This is a genomic window from Duncaniella muris, from assembly GCF_003024805.1.
Lineage (GTDB): Bacteria > Bacteroidota > Bacteroidia > Bacteroidales > Muribaculaceae > Duncaniella > Duncaniella muris.
In genome coordinates, this window is the sequence record NZ_PUEC01000036.1 from 1 (window position 1) to 20,910 (window position 20,910).

13 protein-coding genes are annotated in these 20,910 nt (G+C 50.9%); all 13 read right to left on the reverse strand.

Annotation, left to right across the window (positions count from 1 at the left end; translation table 11 throughout):
* Window positions 1-178 precede the first annotated feature (178 nt).
* Window positions 179-1,612, reverse strand: a complete 1,434-nt coding sequence (locus C5O23_RS12235; RefSeq protein WP_107033214.1) for an RNA-dependent RNA polymerase family protein — start codon at window positions 1,610-1,612, stop codon at window positions 179-181.
* 422 nt (window positions 1,613-2,034) lie between these two features.
* A complete protein-coding gene (locus C5O23_RS12245; protein WP_107033216.1) occupies window positions 2,035-8,793 on the reverse strand; it encodes a LamG domain-containing protein in 6,759 nt (2,252 codons plus the stop codon).
* A 12-nt stretch (window positions 8,794-8,805) separates the two neighbouring features.
* Entirely contained in the window at window positions 8,806-9,993 is a 1,188-nt protein-coding gene (locus tag C5O23_RS12250) for a hypothetical protein (protein WP_107033217.1), read from the reverse strand.
* A gap of 11 nt (window positions 9,994-10,004) precedes the next feature.
* Complete coding sequence (locus C5O23_RS12255) at window positions 10,005-10,211, reverse strand: hypothetical protein (RefSeq protein ID WP_107033218.1); 207 nt, start codon at window positions 10,209-10,211, stop codon at window positions 10,005-10,007.
* A 39-nt stretch (window positions 10,212-10,250) separates the two neighbouring features.
* Window positions 10,251-12,479: a hypothetical protein gene (locus C5O23_RS12260; protein ID WP_107033219.1), complete on the reverse strand. Its 2,229-nt coding sequence runs from the start codon at window positions 12,477-12,479 to the stop codon at window positions 10,251-10,253.
* 8 nt (window positions 12,480-12,487) lie between these two features.
* Window positions 12,488-16,882, reverse strand: a complete 4,395-nt coding sequence (locus C5O23_RS12265) for a phage tail tape measure protein (protein WP_107033220.1) — start codon at window positions 16,880-16,882, stop codon at window positions 12,488-12,490.
* Between the two features lie 663 nt (window positions 16,883-17,545).
* Window positions 17,546-17,842, reverse strand: coding sequence for a DUF2279 domain-containing protein (locus C5O23_RS12280; RefSeq protein WP_107033223.1), 297 nt, complete (start codon window positions 17,840-17,842; stop codon window positions 17,546-17,548).
* 31 nt (window positions 17,843-17,873) lie between these two features.
* Window positions 17,874-18,128 (reverse strand): hypothetical protein, encoded by a 255-nt coding sequence (locus C5O23_RS12285; protein WP_107033224.1) that lies wholly within the window; start codon window positions 18,126-18,128, stop codon window positions 17,874-17,876.
* A 13-nt stretch (window positions 18,129-18,141) separates the two neighbouring features.
* The gene (locus C5O23_RS12290) at window positions 18,142-18,546 is read right to left on the reverse strand and encodes a hypothetical protein (protein WP_107033225.1); all 405 of its coding nucleotides are present in this window, start codon (window positions 18,544-18,546) and stop codon (window positions 18,142-18,144) included.
* 1 nt (window position 18,547) lies between these two features.
* Window positions 18,548-18,985 (reverse strand): hypothetical protein, encoded by a 438-nt coding sequence (locus tag C5O23_RS12295; protein ID WP_107033226.1) that lies wholly within the window; start codon window positions 18,983-18,985, stop codon window positions 18,548-18,550.
* Window positions 18,982-19,434, reverse strand: a complete 453-nt coding sequence (locus C5O23_RS12300) for a lysozyme (protein ID WP_107033227.1) — start codon at window positions 19,432-19,434, stop codon at window positions 18,982-18,984. Before C5O23_RS12300 ends, C5O23_RS12295 begins: the two co-directional genes overlap by 4 nt.
* Window positions 19,435-19,440: 6 nt before the next feature.
* Window positions 19,441-20,223, reverse strand: coding sequence for a hypothetical protein (locus C5O23_RS12305; RefSeq protein WP_107033228.1), 783 nt, complete (start codon window positions 20,221-20,223; stop codon window positions 19,441-19,443).
* The gene (locus tag C5O23_RS12310; RefSeq protein ID WP_133166563.1) at window positions 20,223-20,693 is read right to left on the reverse strand and encodes a hypothetical protein; all 471 of its coding nucleotides are present in this window, start codon (window positions 20,691-20,693) and stop codon (window positions 20,223-20,225) included. The genes C5O23_RS12305 and C5O23_RS12310 overlap by 1 nt, the downstream gene beginning before the upstream one ends.
* Window positions 20,694-20,910 lie beyond the last annotated feature (217 nt).

Here is a 20,910-nt window from a genome sequence, read left to right on the forward strand (position 1 = left end):
GTATCTCGTCAACAGTCGGACGGCCGTCGGTAATCATTTCAACGGCCAGCCATCCGCGCTCCTCGTCGCGGTGGTGATTCCAGCGCACCGCCCAGCGGTCGCGGCGTGGGTTTATGCACTCGATAGGTGCAAGCACCTCGGAACATGATATTTCTCTCGTTTTCATGTCGATATATTGTTAAGTGAAAAGATATTCGGTAAAATTACCCTGTGCGTTACGTGCCATAGTCACCTTATTCTCGCCCAGTAGTTCCTTATCTTTCAGCGCGTCGCATATATCGCACATATCAGGATAGCCGGTAAAGAATTTAACCACGTCGCCTTTCTTCAGGGGTAAGTTACAGGCCGCAAGCTGCGCCCGGTTCGGGACGATAAGACGGGCGCAAACGAGATATTTCGTTTTCTCCTTTGCCTCCGTGTCACCGTTGGCCACCGCTTCCTTGTGTTCTCTACGCGACCACTTTGTCGAAACGCCTGTTTGGAAATCCAGAATACAAAGCGTCGAGCCTACGAGCGCGTTAAGAGTGACCTCGCGGCAAGTAAAATTTTTCTGACCGTTCCGACGCACTCCCGGCGATGTCGAGATACCGAGGTCGGCCAACGATTTAAGATTTGAGTAATCAGCCATTTTTAAGCCTGTTATTTTGTAAAATAGATGTTTAGCGTCTGCGTGTTTGCAGAGCGAGTAAAACGACGCGAGTATTTCAGCGCGTCGGCGTTTGCTTTTGATTTTGTGGAGGCGACGGGCTGCCTTCTTCTTGTTGCGCTTCCGAATACGAGTATAATCCTTGTAAATGTCATATCCGATAAAGTCGATACCCTGTGAAACCGGGTAAATACGTTCATTCGCTTTTACCTTCAGCCCTATGCCCTCGACCTGTTCGTGAACGATACCGCTCAATTTCCAAAGCGTCGGTTTGTCGGGACCGAACGCCCTCTTATCGTCGCAATAACGATAATAAAACTTGAAACGGTGTTCGTCTTTAACGTGGTGGTCGAGCCATACCGACAAAAGAAGATTGCCGAAATGTTGTGAGCTGCGCAATCCGATAGACAGCCCACGGATAAGGAAACGCACAAACCGTTCCAGAAGGGTGAGAATTATCGGCCCTTTGAATATGCGGCGTAACGTGTCCATCATGATGTCCTGCAATATGCTTTCGTAGAATTTCGTAATATCGTCCTCGTAAACATATTGTATTTCATCGGGGTATAATTCGAGGTCGCGGCGTATCAGCTTCAGAAGGTCGTGCGTACCCCGGTTTTTCAGCGATGCCCCGGTGGTTCGTATCAACTTTTTGAACGTCAGTTCCTCGACGATATTCATTATTGCATGAATACCCATTTTTTCATAATACGAGTAAAGGAATTGAATCCGTCGTTTCTTCCCTCCTTCGGTAATTATCTCCTCTCCGTAGGAGGTAAGTCGAAACACGCCCGCCGATATTTCAGCGGCCAGCCATGCCTCTATCCCGTCGATATGCGCAAGAATCTCGCGCCCCTGTTTAGACTGCTTTCGGGCAGTTCCTCGGAGTACGGCGTCGATTGATTCCCGGATATTGGACGAGGCGACAATCAGCGGAATTATTTCGGAATCCTTTATACGTTTCATGTTGTTTGTTTTGCCTTCATTTTTCCGGGGCCTAAGTTATTCGGCTGCCATTACTGACCCTACTAAACTCCACCCCTGCGCGTGATGTTTCGGCGTTCCGTCCTGTGGGCGGCTGTGCCGTGGCTCTCTCCCCTGCCTCGACGGTGGCGACACGTCGCCGATGTCGGAGGGCTATATATTTTCGATTTTGGCAAATTAACGCTTTGAGTGCAAGGCGCGACCCGTTCCACGCGTTCGTGTTCGATGAATCGTTGTTCGCGTTCGTGTACGAAACACCGGCGTTCGAGTTGGCGTTGTTGTTGGAGCGGTACACCACACGGGCCGACGACGATTGGGGAAATCTACCATTTCGGGGGCTGCTCTGCGGTGGGAGGGCTGCGCCCTCGTGTATCGTTTAACATCATACGTTCAAGTTTATTCGGTTAGGCTATGGCCTCGGCCTCCAAGAAGGCCGCGACGTTTAACGTATATTCGATTTCTCCGATGAAGGCAAGGCGCGACCCGAACCACGCGTTCGTGTTCGATGAATCGTGGCTCGCGCTCGTGAACGAAACACCGGCGCTCGAGTTGGCGTTGTAGCTGGAGCGGTACACCACACGGGCCGACGAGTTGGAACACCAGAATTTATCGCCGTAGTGGGTTGTTTCTGTGGCGTTGAGCAACACCGGCACCACGTCCATGAAACGACCGTTATGTAATTCGGTAATCCATGAATCGGAGATTGTTCCACTCTTGACGGTTCTTTCTTCACCGGTTCCGTATTCGGTGAATTTCCAAACATAGTAATCGGAGGTAACTCCGCCCATCCATTCTGCGACATTGCCCCAAAGATTTTCGTAACCTATGGCGTTGATAGATGTCGCATTTCGTAACGTCTGCGTATCGTCGTAATACCAGCCTCCGGCCGCTCCGATAGCATTAGCCGGGTTTGCTATGGTGTCCTTCATGCCGAGGAAGGCAGTCAAGCCTTGAACGGTAGTATTTGAGCCGGAGCCATATCCGCACACGCTTGAACTGTCACGGTCGCCATAGTTGGCCCAGAACAAACAAGCGATATCGCGGTGCATTGGGTAGGTTATCGGGGTGAATCCCTCGCCACGTCTGCGGCAGTAATCAACGAACTGCGATTGTGACACGCTGACGGTCGCCGAAACGCCCGTAATACTGCGAATCTGCAAATTACCGTAATAGGCTTTCACGACACCGGCAAGCCATTGGCCGGTTCGCCATGCGTCCGGCTCGATAGCGTGAATCTCCGGCGACGTGGTAAGCCATACGAAGGAGAAAGGAGCGTCGGCGCGGCAAGTAAAAGCAATTTTTTCAGCGTTGGCCGGAACGGAGGTAAACAGGTAAGAGCCTTCGGTCATTCGTCCGCTATTGGCGGCGGCACGACCCACCACGTTGTTGTCTGCGTCGAGGAATACCGCGCCGTAAACCGATGAGTTCACGGCCGGCCATCGTGCTTGCTTGTAACCCTTCACCGGGGCGACATATACGCGGTAATCATCGTAAACCGCGAGGCAGTCGTCAAAGGTGGTGTAAGTGGTAGCCACTCGGCAAGCTGCGCGGTCGTGCAGCTCCATATCTTCCGGGTAAAGTTTACGACCCTCCGGCTGCGTTACAGCCTTCAGAGAGCTGAAACAGTGATAATGGCAACGGTTAATAAAATCGTCGATACCCTTGCACCAACGGTCAGGCTCGTACATCATGAAATCGCCTTCGTCGGCCTTCGTCGGGTGATTGAAACCTTGTGTATTGGCCTCCGTGCCGTCATGATAACGGCGGCTATCGGTATCGTCAAGCGGACAAACGAGCATTTTGCCGGACGCTACATATTTAGCCATTACGCGGTGACGCTTCGCCATGATAGCGGCGACGTGCGCCGACGGTTTGAAAGTGTTGTCGTAGTCGTAGCCTGTTTCGTTATCGAGGTTTGAGATATTTTTTGAATCTGAAACCGTTTCATCGTACTTGATAACCGTCCATTCCGGCTGCTTTATATTCAGTTCGGGGAAATGGGCCTGCAACTCGTTGAACTCCGATTCTTCGAGGTATTTCGTGAGTTGGTAAGTACCTACGAGGCGGCAAGTCGTCACGTTGTTACCGTTTTCATCGACACCCTTCATCGTCAGGAACTTGCGAAGGAGTTCACCGCGTCCGCTCTCGTCTATGCCCGTAACACGGAGGTAGGTCGTAGAGGGGCAACGGTTGAGAAGGGTCTGCCAGTCTATCAGCGGACAGTTATCAACGACAAGGCGAGTAACCGCCGGAGTTCCTGAGAAGGTGAGCGCGTCGGGCGCGAGGTTCTGAAGGTATCGTAATTCGAGCGTCTGGAGCGAGGCCGGTAACTTTGCCGTTGACATCGTTCCGCCCTGTGCGAAAATCACGTTTGTAAGCTGCGTATCTGCCGCGTCGAGCGTTTCGAGTTTACGGTTCTCGGCCAGATTCAGAGAGGTAAGGCCGTTCAGTCCGTTGACATCAAGAGAACGGAGATTCCGGCAATTTTCGAGAATCAGGCCGGTGAGTGCCTTCTGACCGGTCGAGCAAGAAGCGTCAAGATTGCGGAGGCGAATACACTTGTTAAGGTTAAGCGTTCCGACAATAGCGTGACTTATGTCCGTAAGGTTGAGCGACTGAATACGAGAGGCCCCGTAAATATTCTGCGGGTCGTTGATGATAAGATTTTGTTTGAAGGTAAGAGTTATTTCATCACCTTGGCCATTTGCCCGGAGGCCGGAAACGGTGGGGTCGCCGTTGGTGTAGCCGTAGCCGAAACAAAATCTTTCCGCCGCCGTTATCTTCATGCTGCGAGGATTGGCCGCAAAATTATACGAGAAATACACCGGGAACGCGTCGTCGCGGTATGTGCCGGCGCAATACTCCGAATCCAGAAGGTTGAAGCGGTTAACGATTGTATAGGTACGATGAGCGTAACGCGAACCCTGAAGGGCGTAGAGATAGTCGCGCCCTTCTTCGATGAGCGGAAGAATATATTTATATTCTCCGTCCTTATTGTAGATACGTTCGCACCATTCGCCCATAAATTGGTTGTTGAACACGTCCAGAACGTACTCGGTTGACATCACCGAACGGATAGAACGGGCAACCTCGGCGAGTTTTTCAGGGCAACCGCGAACGAGTTCCCAGAGTACCGAATCATGTCCGGCGAAACAGTACGCGCCTTGGCTCTCGTCCACGGTATCGAAATCAATCATGTAATCGAATTTCAGGTACGAATCGTTTCGTTCGCCGAAAAGCGTATCCATATCATAGGGCAAAATGTACCATATAAGGCCATCCCACGTTGCGAACATCATGTTTTTCGCGCGGTTATCCACCGCCATGAAATAGTTCGTCAGAGCGTACCATGCGAACGGGGCTTCATTGGCGAAATACTGCGTATATTCGCGGAGGAATTTCGACGGATTGCCCTTACAACTCTGAATCCACGACCATAAGCGTATAACTGCCGCTTTGTCGTCCTCGTGAGCGTCTGCCCATTTGGTGTCGGCCTTAAATCTGAACTCCAATTCATCATCGAAATTCGTCATGTCAGCCGTGCCGAACAGACAGAGAGCCGCCGAGTTGTTCAGGAACTCGACACAGATACAGCGATTACGTTCACCGCCGAGGGCTGCTTCATCGTTGAAACCTTCGATACCCTCGAACCCGTAAACTTGGTGCGATTCCGATTTCTCGTTGTTGAAATTGTATTTACCGAGGAATTTCGCCACTCCCTCGCCGTTGTTGTCGTAGAAAAGGTTTATCGGGAAACCGTCAACGCCCACGCGCACATCGTAGTCACCTTTATAGGCAGCTTGCGGGGGTGTGAGCCAGCCACAGCGGCGGAAAATATCGTTAACTATACGAACGCCGCCGGTGTTGTGCGTACTCGACGAATCCGAAAAATCCGCCTTCAGACAGAAGATTGATACAGGACGCGCCCCCGGCTTGAAACTGTAAGTCATATCCGGAACCGGAACTCCGTTAACCTCCAGAGTGCAACCGTATTGCTCTCGGAGTAAATAGATACGGTAGTTTTTACGCGGGTATGTCGTCGAACTGGTACCCTGTATTCGCAAACCTACATTACGGGCAACGAAATCGTATTCCTTGCCGTAGGGCGAATAAAAGTATATATCAACCGTAACCTCGAATTTCTTGTTATTCGTCTGGTTAACAAGGTCAACATCGCCGACAATGCGCATACAGCCTTTACCCTGTGCGCGGAGTTTGTCGATGTCTACCGCGTCCTCGTCGTTGAGAATGTCGTTTTTCTGGAACAGTATAACCATTTCGTCAGCCGTCGAGCGGTCAACCATAAAGTTAGACAACATTTCATCATCAGAGAGGGCGCGGTCGTATATGCGCACGTTACGGAGTTCCACGTCTGCCGCGTCAGAACTTACGGTAATTTTAGCCGGGTTTATCTGCATGAGCGAGGCGGCGGCCTGGTACTGGAGTGAGCGGTCGCGAATACCGTTAACATACAGATGTAAAAGGCGGTTTTCGTTTTTGCTCTCAACCACGAACGCTATTTTAATCGGAATATCCGGGGCGAATTTCGTTTCAAGTTCCTGACCGCCTGAAACAACCATACGAGCCTGTTCGGTAGTCATTTCAAGACCCACGCCGTCGGCGAAACACGACATAACAACGCCGTTACGGTCTGATACGTTGGAACACATCAGTTCCGCCTCCACGGTGAAGCCTGTCGCGGTCGCGTCTTTTGCAAACGGGGTGTCGTTAATTGTGATACTTGCACCGTTTGTAAGTAAAAGCGCGTCGCCCGTCCATCCATTGTTGCTCCAGTCGAAACCGTGGAAATCGGTCGTTATACCTTCAAATTCCCAAACGCCCGGATTCCCCTCGGCGTTACTGCGTCCGGCTGCGGACAACCTTACGCGAAGGGAATCCGTAACCTCTATTAAATCAATGTCGGATTCTACGACCTCGATATTAAAGAGGTAATCGGTTTCGCCTGTTTTGAATTTCATCGCCTCCGTTCCGGGAGCGGTGAAACGGTTAGTGTACCGCTGAACGGTGCGCGGTGCTGTGATAGACTGCGTAACCACTCCGTCGTGATATACGTCCATGCTTGCCGGAGTGGTATCAGGGTCGAACACCACAAAATCAAAATCGAGGCGTTCAAACTGACCGATTTCCAGCGTTGGAGTAAGGTAATCGTTATTCTCGAAAATCCGTCCGTCGGAGAAGATAATCATCGCACCGATAAACGGAGCCGGAGCGTAGCCGGTAGCCGGTTTCTTCAGAAGGTCGATAAAAATAGATTCCGAACGGAGAGTAAGAGTGTCCGAGGCTTCGAGTTCGGCGACCATCTGAACGTTGTGCCGTCCGACAGTAAGCCCCGACAACGGAACGGTAAAGCTGCCGTTCGTTTTGCCGGATTTCGTTACCTCCTTCGTGTCGTATGCCTCTCCGTCGAGATATAGGGTTATGGTCTTGCGGCCGGAACCCGACACAGTGAAAGGAATCGCAACGGTATCGTATGGGCCGTAACCGCCTCCGGCGATAGAGTTCGCCAACGAGTAGGCACTCGAAAGGGTCAGCGTCATAGCCTTGACGCGGGCGGTAGCCTGACGGGTGCGCGTGGCTCCTGTTTCCGGGTCGATTACCGAGGCTTTGACCGTGATGTCGGTTGTTCCGCTTCGGACGTAACTTGTTATGTCGAGTTCGTAATCACCTGCGGCCACGTCGTTGAGAGTGGTCGTAAAAGTAGTAACCGCGCCATTCTTGACAGTAATTTCGATGTCGGCGCGTTGGCCGGTCGATTCTCCGCCTTGGTCGCCTCCGAGATACTGGTGGTCGTATCGGTAAAGGAGTTTCACGGGGCTACCCTCGCGGATTGTATCGTTATCAACCGAGGCGGAAAGTATGATTTTAGCGGTAGCCCCGGTTTCACCGCTTCCGCCTGTACTTACGGGAATATCACACCCGGCAATCTCTTGACGCTGGTCGTTGATGATTGCGAGGTGAATCTCCGTTCCCTCGTCGTTCATCGTAGCGTCAAGGTCGGCGACTGTTTTACCCTGAAGGTCGGTAATTGCTTGCGTTACTACGTTGTTTTGTACCGGGTTGGTTGACTTGTCGTTTAGAGTTTCGTCCACCTCCACCTCGTCAACGGTGATATTTACGATACCTTCAGCGTCTGGATTTACGGGGATGTTGTTGAGTTTAATCCCGGTAATTGTACCCTTTCCGCCGGTGTCCTCCCAGCTTTCCGCCTTTTCCCACTGGGTGAGCGTCGAGCCTTTGAACTGCTTCGTTTCCCAGTCGCCCGTGCCGAGGCGGTAGGTTATCCAGCGACCGAGAGCGCGGTGAGTGGCCGGAACTGCCTCGATAGCGGCCTGAAGGTCGTAGAATCCATTTTCGGGCGGAACGAGTTCCGTCACGTTAATAAGATTACCCGCTCCCTTTTGGCCCACGCCCTGCCAATCCTCCCAATCTGCCTCCGCTGTCAAGTCTGCGGCTTTACCGTTGCGGAATTTCAAGCCTCCGGCGGTAAACAGATATTGAACAAAGTGGTACGTTGTCGGTTTTCCTACGGCGTTCGGACCGGCATAACGGTAAACAATAAGAATTTCATCGGTCGGGCCTTCCAGAAAATAGAATCCCGCTTCGGTGAGCGCGTTCAGATCGTAGCCGTTATCTTCAACCTTGAAACCGGCTTCGAGGAGTTCGGTTTTATATTGGAGGTCACTAATCGAATAGCCTTGTTCGCGTATTTTCTTGGCGTTTTCGGTGATACGCTCGTCAATAGCCGAGAGCAACGCCACAAGGGTGTCCGAATCCTTCACACCATTTAGGAAGGTGATAATTTCGTTAAAATTCTCGATTGCCGTCGATGCGTTCTTGCCGAGAAGGTTGTTAATTGCCGTTCGGTTAGTGGCTGCGGCCGTCTGCGCGTCTGAAGCTGTTCGCGTCACCGTTTGGAGAGCGAGCTGAAGCGTGTCGATAGTGCGTTGCAGAGCCGCGTCGGCTGCCTGTCGTTCGGCTTTCTCGGTTGCTACCGCCGAGTTATTCGTCAAAAGGTCTTTATATCCCTTATTGAGAAAATCGAACACACGGGCGACCATCTCGTTTGTAACGCTTTCGGGGTCCTCGGCGTTCCAGATAACCGTTATAAGGTTATCAATAAACTGTTGTGTCGTGTCTGCCATTGTGATAATGAGTTAATTAAATTGTTTGCTGAACTGCTTCGAGAATACTCGCGGTTTGCGGCCTTCCGTTCCGTCGATAATGTCTTGCATGATGTTGGTTTCATCTTCTGCCATTTGCAGCTTGACGGTGAATTTTTGGGGCGTTTCCGGACGCGGCTTGTATTTGAGTTCCTCGATAGAGGGTATAACTTTAACCGGGAGTTCCGAGAGGTCGAGCAAATAAACCTCCTCGCTGCCTATCATATCCATGAGGAAACGGACGGTATCAGCCCGCATAACTCCGGTTTCGATTGTTAGCGATTGGGGGCGTGTGATACGTTCGCGGTCGGCGGTGAAATCGTCGGTTTCAGCGTCGTATCTGCTGAATCTTGCTTCATCGGCTGCGGCGTAATCGGGTGTAATGGTAAGTTCTCCGGCGAGTTCGATAATCTCGAATACACCGAGAGAATTGCGGAATTTCAGGCGGTAGCGTTCCCGTGCCGGGTCGCTCCGCTCAATTACTATGCTACAAGAGTATTGCGAGGGGTCGCCCTTGTATATGTCGAAACTATTCGACAAAACTCCGTATTCATCGAAAAACTGTTTTCGTAGCGCGTCAATATCAAGCGCAAAAATACCGTTGTCGAAATTCCCGTCTTGTATTAGAGTTTTGCCCGTCGTTCGTTCTACAACGGTCATATACAGAAATCTCTCCAGACTTATGAAATAGAGCGGATAAAGTTCCGTTTCCTTCATCACTATGCGCCACCCTGCGGTTCGGGTTGTCATAAAAAAGTTATTGGCGTTGTTGAGAAAACGGGCCTCGAAAGCGTCGGTTTTCATTCTGGCATAACGTCGGTAATTCTGACGCGAAACGCCTCCGGCGATAATAAGGCACTCCCATTCGTCCAGATTATCCTCGGTAATATCAACGTAAATTTTGCGTTCGGAAATCGTGCCGTTGTCCTCGACCTCACGAACTCCGTTTATGTGGTACGACATTATCGGTTCGCCGATAGTGTAGGCGTATGCGTCCACAATCTCGGAGATATTGACGCTAAAGGGCTGGTTATAACGACCCACATAGCGTTGGTTCATGCCGCTGGCATAGACGGTGAACGGAATCCCGGTAATAGGATTGTAGTCGTCAACCGTCAAGCTGCTGCGTAGCAATATCGGATTTTTTGAAAAGGCGATACCCTTTTTTACATTTGAATCCATTGTAAGCGGGTTTAAGGTTTGGCCGTAACCATGAGTATAGAACCGGTGAAGGAGATTTCAACGGGGTGAGCGTTAATAAACTCGTCGCGCTCGGTACTGGGTGTTGTCAGGAACTTGTAAAACTGTTCCTTATTCCCCACATTCGTTTCACGCCACACTTCGTAGAGGGCGTTAACGTCTGCCGCTTGTGGGGCTGCTGTTATGTTATTGGCTTCCATGATTGCAAATTTCATTGAATTGCCACGGAGGGCAAAGGACTAACGATGCGCACTTACGAGCGTTACGGTATAGGTGATTGTAATAGTGATTTGTCCTAACGGGATTTCGCCCGGCTCCGTTTCGTAATGGTCCGGGTCGCCTTCTGAAACGTCGTACAGTTCCCATATTTCGTAGGTGGCGCGGGCCTGGTACTGGCGCGTTCTGGTCGCTCCCTCCATATTACAAGTACCGTCCGCGTTGTACGGGTCGGATTCCCACGTTAAGCCGGTTTTCTGCACAGTTACAGGCATGGCAAGGCCGGGCCATGTGTAAATATTTGGTGCTTGATAGTCCGGGTTAGCATTTTTCCACGCCTTGATTGCGGCGTTTTTGCTCTCGGTTGAGTTATAAACCGTCTGAAGGGTGTCCGAAACGTATTTCCAGTAATAGTCGGTATCTAACAAAGTAAAATTCGGTATATTCTGTTCAGTGGCGATGTTGTACGTTCCTTGCGTTTGAATTGTCCGTAACTTGATTTCCACGGCAATCTCTTTACCACCGGGCAAAGAATAGTTAACGGTATCAATCAGGCAGCGCACACCCTTGAACATTACCGGGCGGAACATATCGAGCTGCTGAATCTCTTGCAGCTTTAGGCGGCCTTTAATTTCAATCGTTCGCGCTCCATGCCTCAAAATTTCATCATACTGCCGCCAATACTTATCGAACAGGCCGCCTTTATACTGAAACAGTAGGGAGGTTGTGTGCTGCTTTCCGTCCTTGAACGTGTCGCCTGTCACTGACGCGAACCGGCCTTCTGTACTGTCGTAGCTCGTTTCAATTCCGGTAAAAGCGAACATAAACGCCAGCGGCGTATCTCCACCCTCCGGTCCGTCAGAACCTTTAATATAACTGTGGTTGTGACGCATACCCTTCAGATAAAAAGGTACGTCGTCGGCAAAATCGCCGTAAGTTCCGTAAGCGGGTTTTCGTATCTGGACATGAGCCAGCGGCACAAATTCGTCGTCCGATGTGATTTCTTCAGCCTCTACTCCGGGCGTTTTCGGGTCCCAATTAAAAAAGCTGGTAGAACCTTCCTTCGATTTCCTGTTTACTTTATCATATCTCGACCATACCGCCGTTTTTCGGTTAAAAGTAAAACTTATATTTTCATTTTCGACAACTGAATCACCGATTTGAGAGGAATCGAAATTCTTAAAAAAGTCCTCGAATCTCTCCGTTTCCGGCTCGGCGCAATCTATCGAGGTGGAGGCGGATAACTTGATATATTTCCCCTTGTCGTAGTTCACCACGGGCGGCTCGGATATTATATTACTTAAATCCTTTTGAGCCGGTTTGTTGATTATGTCGCCGATAAAGGCCATAGTTACGCGGCAAGTGCTGAAATCGACATGATAGACGAGGCCGAAACGCGCCCAGAGGGCGGCCATGAACGCCTCGACCGTCACGTCCGGCATGAGGTCGATATAATTAACATCTTTCTGACAACAGGAATCAGCGCAATTATTCAGCACGACAAGCCGGGCGAGGTCGTTATCAGTCTTGAACGGATTCGCAGCGATTGACATACCTAAATCGGAAAATATCAACTCCAGAACACGCCACACCCTTACAAATGGCGTGAACCCGTAGTTTTCCGGAACTGAAACCTCCGTAACTGTTCCGTTGATTGTCCTTGTCACCTTATCGACGCTTCTTAACGCTTTGTATTGCATTGCGGTGCGCGTCCACATATTCAATATTTCGACCTTTTCGGGGTCGATAATAGAATATGTTTCGAGCCATCCTTCTTTGTCGATAGCGGTAACAATAGGGAAAACCGCCAAAGGGTTGGTTTTCGGGTCAGCGTTGTGATATATCTCGTTAAGTTCCGACATCAGGACGGCAAGCGATGAGTGTCGCCACATGGGGAGTGTCGAAAGTTCGGTCAGTTTCTTATTTTTCCATTTTTCGTAGGCCGTGGAGTTGTCGAACCCGACGTTAAAGGTTATACCGTCGCGGCTGTTTGCGCTTGTGTAATTCAGTGTGCCGCGACGTTGGTACGCGCCGTTCTCTATGATACAAGTCCGCTCCGGCTCGTTCGGATTCTCGGCGTTGTCAACTCGGACAACGTGGCCGGTCAGTCGGTTGTTACGCCTCGTCGGTGGAACGGTGGCCGGTATTGATTGGCTGCCTTGGTCGTTAAATATCGGGTTGGTATCTTCAACGGCCATGCTGAAACCTTCGGGGAGGTCGAGAGCTTCCCCTTTGATAAGTATTTTTATCATAGCGGTAATTACTTTTTGTTTCTGGTGAACGGAGCGCGGGCGCGGTCCATCGTTTCCTTCGCGTCCTCTATGTCCTTGTAAACGATATATGCCCGGATTGCCTTTGTTGCAGCCCGGAACTCCTGAACGGCCTTTGTAAATTCCTCCATGCTCAACGAGGGAGCCGGGACGGTATAACCTCCGTCGGCGTAACCGGCGGAAGGAGCGGCGGCCATACCTGAACCGAGGATTTTATTACGGCGTATCGCCTCGATTGTACCCACCGCGTCAACTACGCGAGGGTTGTCCATAATAGGCTTCGGCACGACGTACTCGCCGCGATGAACGACACCCGCAACCTCGTAGCGGTCACCGTCGCCTGTATATCCGCCGTCAGAGTAGCCGGATAGCACTCGTTCAGCCTTGGCCGGAGCGGCAACGGTGCCGGAGCTGCCGGCGGTATTGCTCGGCTGCATATTCTTGATTTTGTCGCGTTCGGCTTTTGCGCTCACTACTTGGGCCACGCCGGTAGCAGTCAACATGGCGGCGGCTATAGCTCCACCAATCGGGCCGAGCTGCGCGAAAGCCTGCATTATGGCGACGGCGGTATTTCCTATAATCGTGGAGATTTTAATCGCAAAATCAACATCGGCGTATTTCTTTTGTATTTCGAGTTTCTTGTTTTCCTTTTCTTCTTCGAGGGCTGCAGTGTCCTCTCCGTTATTCTTTGCCTGTTGTATCAAGACATCATATTTCGCGTCACTCTGCGCGATTTCAGCATCTTGTATGGCCGAGAACATCGAGCCGGAAAGATTGGCGTAATAATCGAAATACTTTTTAGCGTTGGTAACGCCTAACTGTAATTTTTTCTTTTCGTAGTCCTTAGTTGAGATAAGGCCCTGACGGTGGTAATTTTCGAGTTGGGCGAGTTCGCGTTCGTACTCGTCGGCCCATGATAGCCCGACAAGTTCCTGAAGCTGCCACATCTGCTCTTGATACTGGTAATTAAGGGCGGCGATACGGCGTTGTTTCTCCGTTTCGAGTGCTACCGCTTGCTCTGTACCTTCTCCGACAACTTTCACCGCTGCGGCGTATGTCTGTTCGATACCTTGACGCTGAAGGTCGAAGGCGTTTTTTATCCCTTCTGCGCTGGTGGTATCGGTAGAGAGTTGGCGGATTTGCTCGACAAGTTTACCCGTATCAGTGAGTAAATTGCTATTCATTTCGCGCATCTTTGCCTCCAACTGTTCACGGGTACGCTGCCACGTTTCCGCGTCCATGCTATAATCGTCCTCCAACTCGTCGTAATACCGTTGCATTTCGGCGAGTTGGTCGGCGTGGCTCTGACGCTGCAAATTAAGGCTGTATAAACTTGCGGCCTCTTGTGAGATTTCGCCTTTTGCCTGAGATTCTTTTATTATAAACTCCTGTTCCGAGTAGAATCGTTTTACTGCGGTCAGTCGATTTTTATAATATTCATCATTTTGCTTTATGATAGCCTTGTCGATTTCCTTTTGAGCTGCCGCCGTCTGTTGTTCGATTTGGGTCTGGGCGGCGTTGATTGCGTCGAGGGTTTTCGTGTGGGTGCTGTCTGTTTTTTCTCGGAGCGTTTCGAGGGCAGCCGAAAGTTCGCGGCCATACCGAATTAACTCCCGGCTCTTCGCGATCGTCTGCTCCGATTGAGTAAGATTTTGTTTATTTATTTCCAGTAGTCGGCGTTGATGAGCGTCGGAAATAGGATTTGTAACCTCGTCGAGAGAATCCGCGCCGTAAGTACCCGGCTCTCTCTTTATCTTATTTTTTCCGAGGAGTTCCTTTTTTTCTTCCTGAAGGAGTTTGATACGTTTCTGAATACGGTCGAGTTCTTCATCACTCTCCGGGTCAATTTTTCGGAGGCGTTTTAACTCTGCGTTAATTTCTTTAATTCTGGTAACGGCCTCCTTTGCTGAATCGTTCAGGGGTTTGAACGGGTCCACCTCCGGTTCAGGGTCGGCGAGGTCGTCGAAAGTAAGGCTAATTTCGTGAAGATATTCCTGAAATTCTTCAAGAGCGCGGGTTTGTTCGGTGCGTTGCTGTTTATACCAGTCAGTAAACGAGCCGGATAATTCTTGTTGCAGTTTCAGCATTTCGGCATTTTCGCTCCTTAATATGCCGTAAGGGTCGTTCGCCCTCATTAAATCTTGGTCGCGTTTAGCCTTGCCGGCTTGCAAAATCGCTAATCGCATACGCTGCTGTTTCCACTTTTCGTAGGCTTCCTGCTGTGCGTCTGCGTCGGCTTTTAATAACTCTTGATATTGGCCTTTTGCGGCTTCGATTCTTAATTTCTTTTCAAGCGACAAAATATAATCGTCGAGGGCTTTTTTATTCTCCCGATAAGCCCCAGTTTCAGAATCAAGTTGAGCCTTGTAGCCCGGAATTATTCGATTCAGTTCATTTATTGCCTTTATACGGTGTTCCTTCGTTTCGAGTTCGTCCATAGCGACACGCCGCAACTCCATAAGGCGGTCGCGTTCCATTTGCGCTTGCGCGTTGGCCTTTGTCACGGCCTCCCGATACTTATTTGTAGCCTCGGTAAGATAGGAGGTTTCGGTCGTAGCCTTCTTTGAAGCGTCTATAAACGACATGATACCCGTAACAAGTAACGCGATACCAGCCAAAACCAAACCGATAGGATTCGACTTTAACGCGGTGTTGAAGGCGTGGGTGGCTGCGGTTGCGAGTTTGGTAACGGATATTTCGGAAATCATCGCTACCTTTTTCGCTACAATATCGGTGATAAACCTTTTTACGGCTGCGGAGGTGGCGATTACCGAAAGTTTATACACCACGAAAGCGGCTACCAGCGCGTTAATAACCGCGATTCCTAATTTTGTTTGTGTGAATAGATTTGTAAACCAACCAATCGCCGAACCGAGTACGGAAATCAATCCTCCAACGGCTTTAACGACAAAACCGAACGCCGTTCCGACGGGTGTCAGTGCATCGATAAACGTACCTAACCAGTTAACTACGGCCGTACCCCACTCGTAGAGAGTTTTCAGGGCTTCGCGGAAATCAAAGAATTTCAAAATTAAGCCCTCCACTGCTGACTGGAATCCGGCGAACGAACCGGCTGCGTTGTCGGCCATTGTCGCGGCCATTTGTTGGAAATCACCGGTACAATCGGTTATCGAATCACGGAGCGCGAGAATTGAATCAGAACCGTTAAGGAAAGTCGAGAACGCGGCCACGCTTCGCTTGTCGGTCAGTTCGAGGGCTTTCGCGAGGTCCACACCTTCCGCGTTAAGTTTGTTCAGCCCGTTAACCAGTTCGTCGAGGTTAGTCACCGGGCCACCGAGGGCTTTCGCGAGGTCGCCGTTAGCGTCTGCCAGATTCAGGAGGATATTACGGGTTGCAGTGGCTGCACTGCTTGCGTCGAATCCGGCGTTTGAGAGTTGGCCGAGGAGTGCGGTCGTTTCTTCGAGGGAGAACCCGAACGCATTGGCAACCGGGCCAACAGTTGACAGCGAAGCCTCCAACTTATGAAAATCAAGTGCGCTTTTAGTTGTGGCAACGGCAAAAGAGGCCATCACCGCTTCGGCTTGGTCTGCGTCCTTGTTAAACATACGCATGGCGGCACCGGCGAACGCTGCCGCGCTCGATAGGTCAGTATCGACAGCCTTCGCGAATTTCAGAACCGAGGGGGTCAGTTTCTCGATAACGTCCTGCGTGAATCCGAGTTTTGCAAGTTCGGTCTGAAGGCCGGTAACTTGCGAGGCGGTGGCGGTAGTGGTGCGCCCTAAATATTTCGCTTGATCGGTCAGACGTGAAACTCCGTCGATAGTCGTACCCAGTACGGAGGCAAGTTTGGAGTTAGCCCGTTCGAAATCCTGAATAATGTTTGTCAGTTGCTTGAACGCCCCGATAACTTGCGTCATTATCACCATACCCAGGCCCATGAAAAAGCCCTTTATCGAGGTGGCTATCTTATCGAGCGACAGGAGCGACGCCAGAAAACCGCGTGTCGAACGGGTTGCTTCGGCGTGAGCCTTTTCAACTCGCCGGATCTCATTCTCCAACTCTCTATATCTTTCCGGGTATAGGGCTTTTGAAGTCTTGTTCAGTTCGCCCTTCAGTCGCTTTAATTCTTTTCCAAGATCAGCGGCCGACATTCTTGAAATGTCGATCTCTTTCCGTGCTTTCTCCATTGCACGGTTATTGGCTTCAATATCTCGCTTGTTGGATCGAATCAGCTCGTTAAGCCTTTTAATTTCCGCCGAGTAGTCACCTTCAGTAGCGGCAAGGCGCGAAATCTCCTTACGGTGTTGGCTGTTTTGGTCGCGTAGTTCTTTTGTCGCTTTGGTAAGTCGGTGGATCTCCTCTTGTGCCTTCTGTGCTTTAAGGTCGAGTTCGACCGCGATTTTATCGTTATTTAATTTCGCCATGACAAAGGGGGTAATCTTGTTTGCGGCAAAATTACCCCCTTCGGGTTAGTCTATGAAGGACACCTAATTAACGGAAAATCTTCGATAATATCCTATACCATAACGGTAGTTTTCGCGGCTTTTCTTCTTGCCACGTCCATATCTGCTCACCGGATTTATAGCGTCTGACTATTTCAGCAATAGCCAAATATATCATTACACTTACAGCACTTAAAAACAGTGCCGCAAAAAACGCCTGTATTGGAGTTGTGGGGTCGATACGATAGAATACTCCATACCATACAACTACCACGATAGCAAGTAATATATATTTCAGTATCCGTTTCATCGTTCAAGCCCTTTCGTTAAAAATTCGGTAATAAGTTGAGAGGTCGAAACCTTCCGGCGGTCTGCTTCGTCGCGTATGAGGTTTAACAACCATGTGGGCAAAGTGACCGAGATTTTAGTCCTCGGCTCTCCGTCCACTGTTTTACGCCCTGCGCCTTCTCGTGCTCCGCCGCTGCCTATACCGCCCATAACTGTATATTATTTTCGTTTCCACAAAGTTAAGCAAATTATTTGATTTAGGCGACATATTCAAATAAAAAAGTATATGTTATAAAACATAAAACACCTCGCCACGATTTCGGGCGAGGTGCGCAACGAGTTGGAAGGGTTCACCCTTTAGAGGGTGCGCGTGATGAAATGAGCCGCAAGCCATGCGACACCACTACCGAGAACCGCGCCGATGATGTCGGCCACGATGTCCCAGACACAAAAGTGGTTTCCCTTCTGGCGACGGTCGCGGAACTCTTTCCAGATACCGACGGCGAGGGCTACGGTAAAAGCGACAAGAGCGGCCACCCACTCCTTATGTGGCGGAATGTGGGCGATGAGTGCGCCGATGAGTGCGGCGATACAGAACACCACAAAAATGTGCAGGAGTTTATCCTGCCCCTTACTGTCTTTACATACTGACATAATGCAAAAATTTAAGTTAGTGAAAATTGGTTTACTGTGCTGCGGTGTCGTTTCCCTCGTCCGCCTCTGCTTCCTCCGCCTTCTTACGTCGGAGGTCGCGGCGGGCCTGGACGGCCACGGTGATGAACGAGAACACGAACAGGAACAGGGTTTCGACACCGACGGCTGCGAGGATAGCGATTAACGCCATTGCTTTGTACCATGCCCACCAGCCGAAAGCGACACCGGGGGCAACGAGGAGCGCACCCCGAAGGATTGCGCCCACAATAATTTTTACTTTCTTCATTGTTGATAACTTGTTATGACTGTTGATAACTCTCGCGGATAGAATCGGCCAAATTCTTGCGTAACCACGCCGAGAACTCAAACCGTATGTCGTTGAATGTTTCTTTATAGAGAATCCCCCAGACCGGGCGGTTATAGATTCGGTAATTACCGAGCCGCTTCATGTCGAGGAATCGGAGATATGTCGGGTACTGCGCGTTTGCCGATATGCCGGAGCCGGAGCCGGTTATCGAGAAGGTCGGCGAGGCTAACGCCTGTTGCAGCCTCCCCGAACGGCTCCGGGGTGTTCCGTCGGTGCGGTAGGCTTGTTTTCCGTATATCTTGGCGGCGGCTATACGTCGCTGCTCCTCGAATATCCGGCGGAATCCTCGGTTAACGTATTCGGTGAAATACTTTGCTATCTGGTCGGGGTCGTCCATATCAGTAAGATGTTACTTTGAAGGCTATCGACCAACCGGCAAAGCGTCCGTAAAGTTCCGTTTCCGGAGCGGTGTCGATACTGTCAACCTCGACACGCATAACCGGGCATCCTGCTCTCTGGTCGTTGAGCAATATACTTTTTACCTCGTCGATAATCGGCTGTGTCTGCTCCAGCACGTCGAAGGAGCTGCGGCGTTGCGGGTCGTATTTCGCCATAACGAAAACCACGCATTTGTTCACCTCCTTGAAATTATCGACATTCTTCGCGTCGGATTCAGCCAAAGGAGGAAAAACGAAAAGATTTACAGAGTTCGCCGGTAACGACTGAATTTTCTTACCCATCTGCTCGTCTATGGTGACTGGCAGAACCTCGGTTATTGAATCGACGCGGCGGCCTACTCCTTCCCAATATTCGCGGTACTGTAAGAGATTTATCATATCTTCCCGAAATAGTGGTCGGCTTCGGCTGCTCGGCGTTTCATTAGTCCGGGGAGGGGCTTCAGTACACCGTTAACCCTTGCGTTAACGTGTTTCATGAACTCGGCGCGGATAGTGGGGTCGTTGGGGTCGGCCTTAACTTTACGGACAAGCGTCGGGGCCTTGACGGTGAGCGAACCGATATTGTAAGACAGCGAAACAAGCGCGTCGAACTGGTTGCCATTGAGCCGCACCCCGGCAAAGGTCGGCGCAACTGTGGCGGCGAACTTGGTAATATCGGTATCGAAAAGCGCGTCAGCCTCCGCTTGTGTGATTTTCTTGCCGGGGGTGACATCTTTTCCGGTGTGGCCGTAGCCGATTGTGAGAACTCCGGCAGGGCAACGGTAGGCAGTAAGCCGACAGCCTTCCCACGCCTTAATTTTTTTCTTGATTGTGGTTGAAAGTTGCATGATGATTTATTTATTTGGGGTGTTACGTTTCTCGTTGAGATATTCAAACTTGCATTTATACAGGTAAATGAGGACGGCCCACATATCGGTGCGCTCCACCTCCGCCACGTTTCCGAACAGCCCGGCGGTAGCGACCTCGAAGGTTATACCGGTCCATCCGGTCTTGTCGTCCGGCTTCTTTCCTCCGCCGGAACTGCGGAAGATAATCCGTAAATCAATTTTCTTTCCGTTGATTTCCACGGGGCCGGCGAGGATTGCCTTCCAGACGGAGGCGAGGAGCGTCGGGGCATGGAACGCCAGAAGGTCGGGCACTTTCTCGCCGTCGGGAATATGGTAGAGCCTTCGGGCAATATGAGCGTAACCTTCAGCCACCTCTTGTTCGTCCATTTGGTGAAGATTCTCGGCTATGGTAAGGCACTCCACAAACTCGCCGTATGTCACACCCTCCAGCCAATCGCCGGGGCCTTGATAGCCTCCGTATGAAGGCAGGAGGTTAACGGGCGTATTGAAATCAAGATGAACGCGGTCGCCTTCAGCCACGAAAAAACCTTCAATCGCTCCGGCCTGTGCTTTCAGTTCCTCGACGTGTTGCTCCTTCAACAACGTGTAATCCGCTTTGCCGAGGCCAATCAGGAAGGAGAGCCAGCGAACCCGGAAATAATCGCCGTCAATCACACCCGCGCCCAGAGCGTAGGCGAGAAAAACGTAATATTCGTATTGCGCCGGGGTCAATTCGCTGACATGGGTCGGAATTTTGACGGAGCGGCCTCGTGTGGTAATTGTTTCCATTAAAACGACATTCCTTTACTGTGGACGATAGGCCCGGTAATTGATGTATCTACCTCCTCGCCGTCTGCGTCGAGCTGCGCCACGAGTTGCTGAAGGTATTCGAGTGCGCGGGTAGCGTCAGCACCCAGAGAGGCGGCGACCGAGGCGCGGGCCGATTGCTCGGCGCGTAACCTTGATTTCACCGGCTGCGACTGCTGAACCTGTACGATACCCTCCGGGATAACCTCGACCGGAAGGCGTTCCACCGCCTTCTGCATAGTTAGCAAAGCCACGGCGCGGGCTGCTGTCGCCTTCATCAGCGTGAAGGTATCGGAATCCTCGCCCGAAAGAATCGGAGCGAGATACTTGCCGAGTACCGGGGCGACGGTTGCGCCTTGAACCTCGCGGATAATAGGAACGAGGGTAACGAAAAGGCGATGAGAACCGATAATGTAGTAATTATCGAACTCCTCCTTACTGCGTATTAACAACCCTTCGCGCTGGCGGCACTTGGGCGATTCAATCCAAAACGGGAACGCCTCGCGGTCTAAGGCTTCGACAAGTGCGTCGGTAGCCTCGTATGGAAAAGGCGCGAGAGTTTGACCCCTTCGGGCACGCGGGACTGACCCCTTCGGGCATAATAAGATTGACCCCTTCGGGCAAAATAAAAATGACCCCTGTCGATGATACGGCAGGGGAATTTTTTTG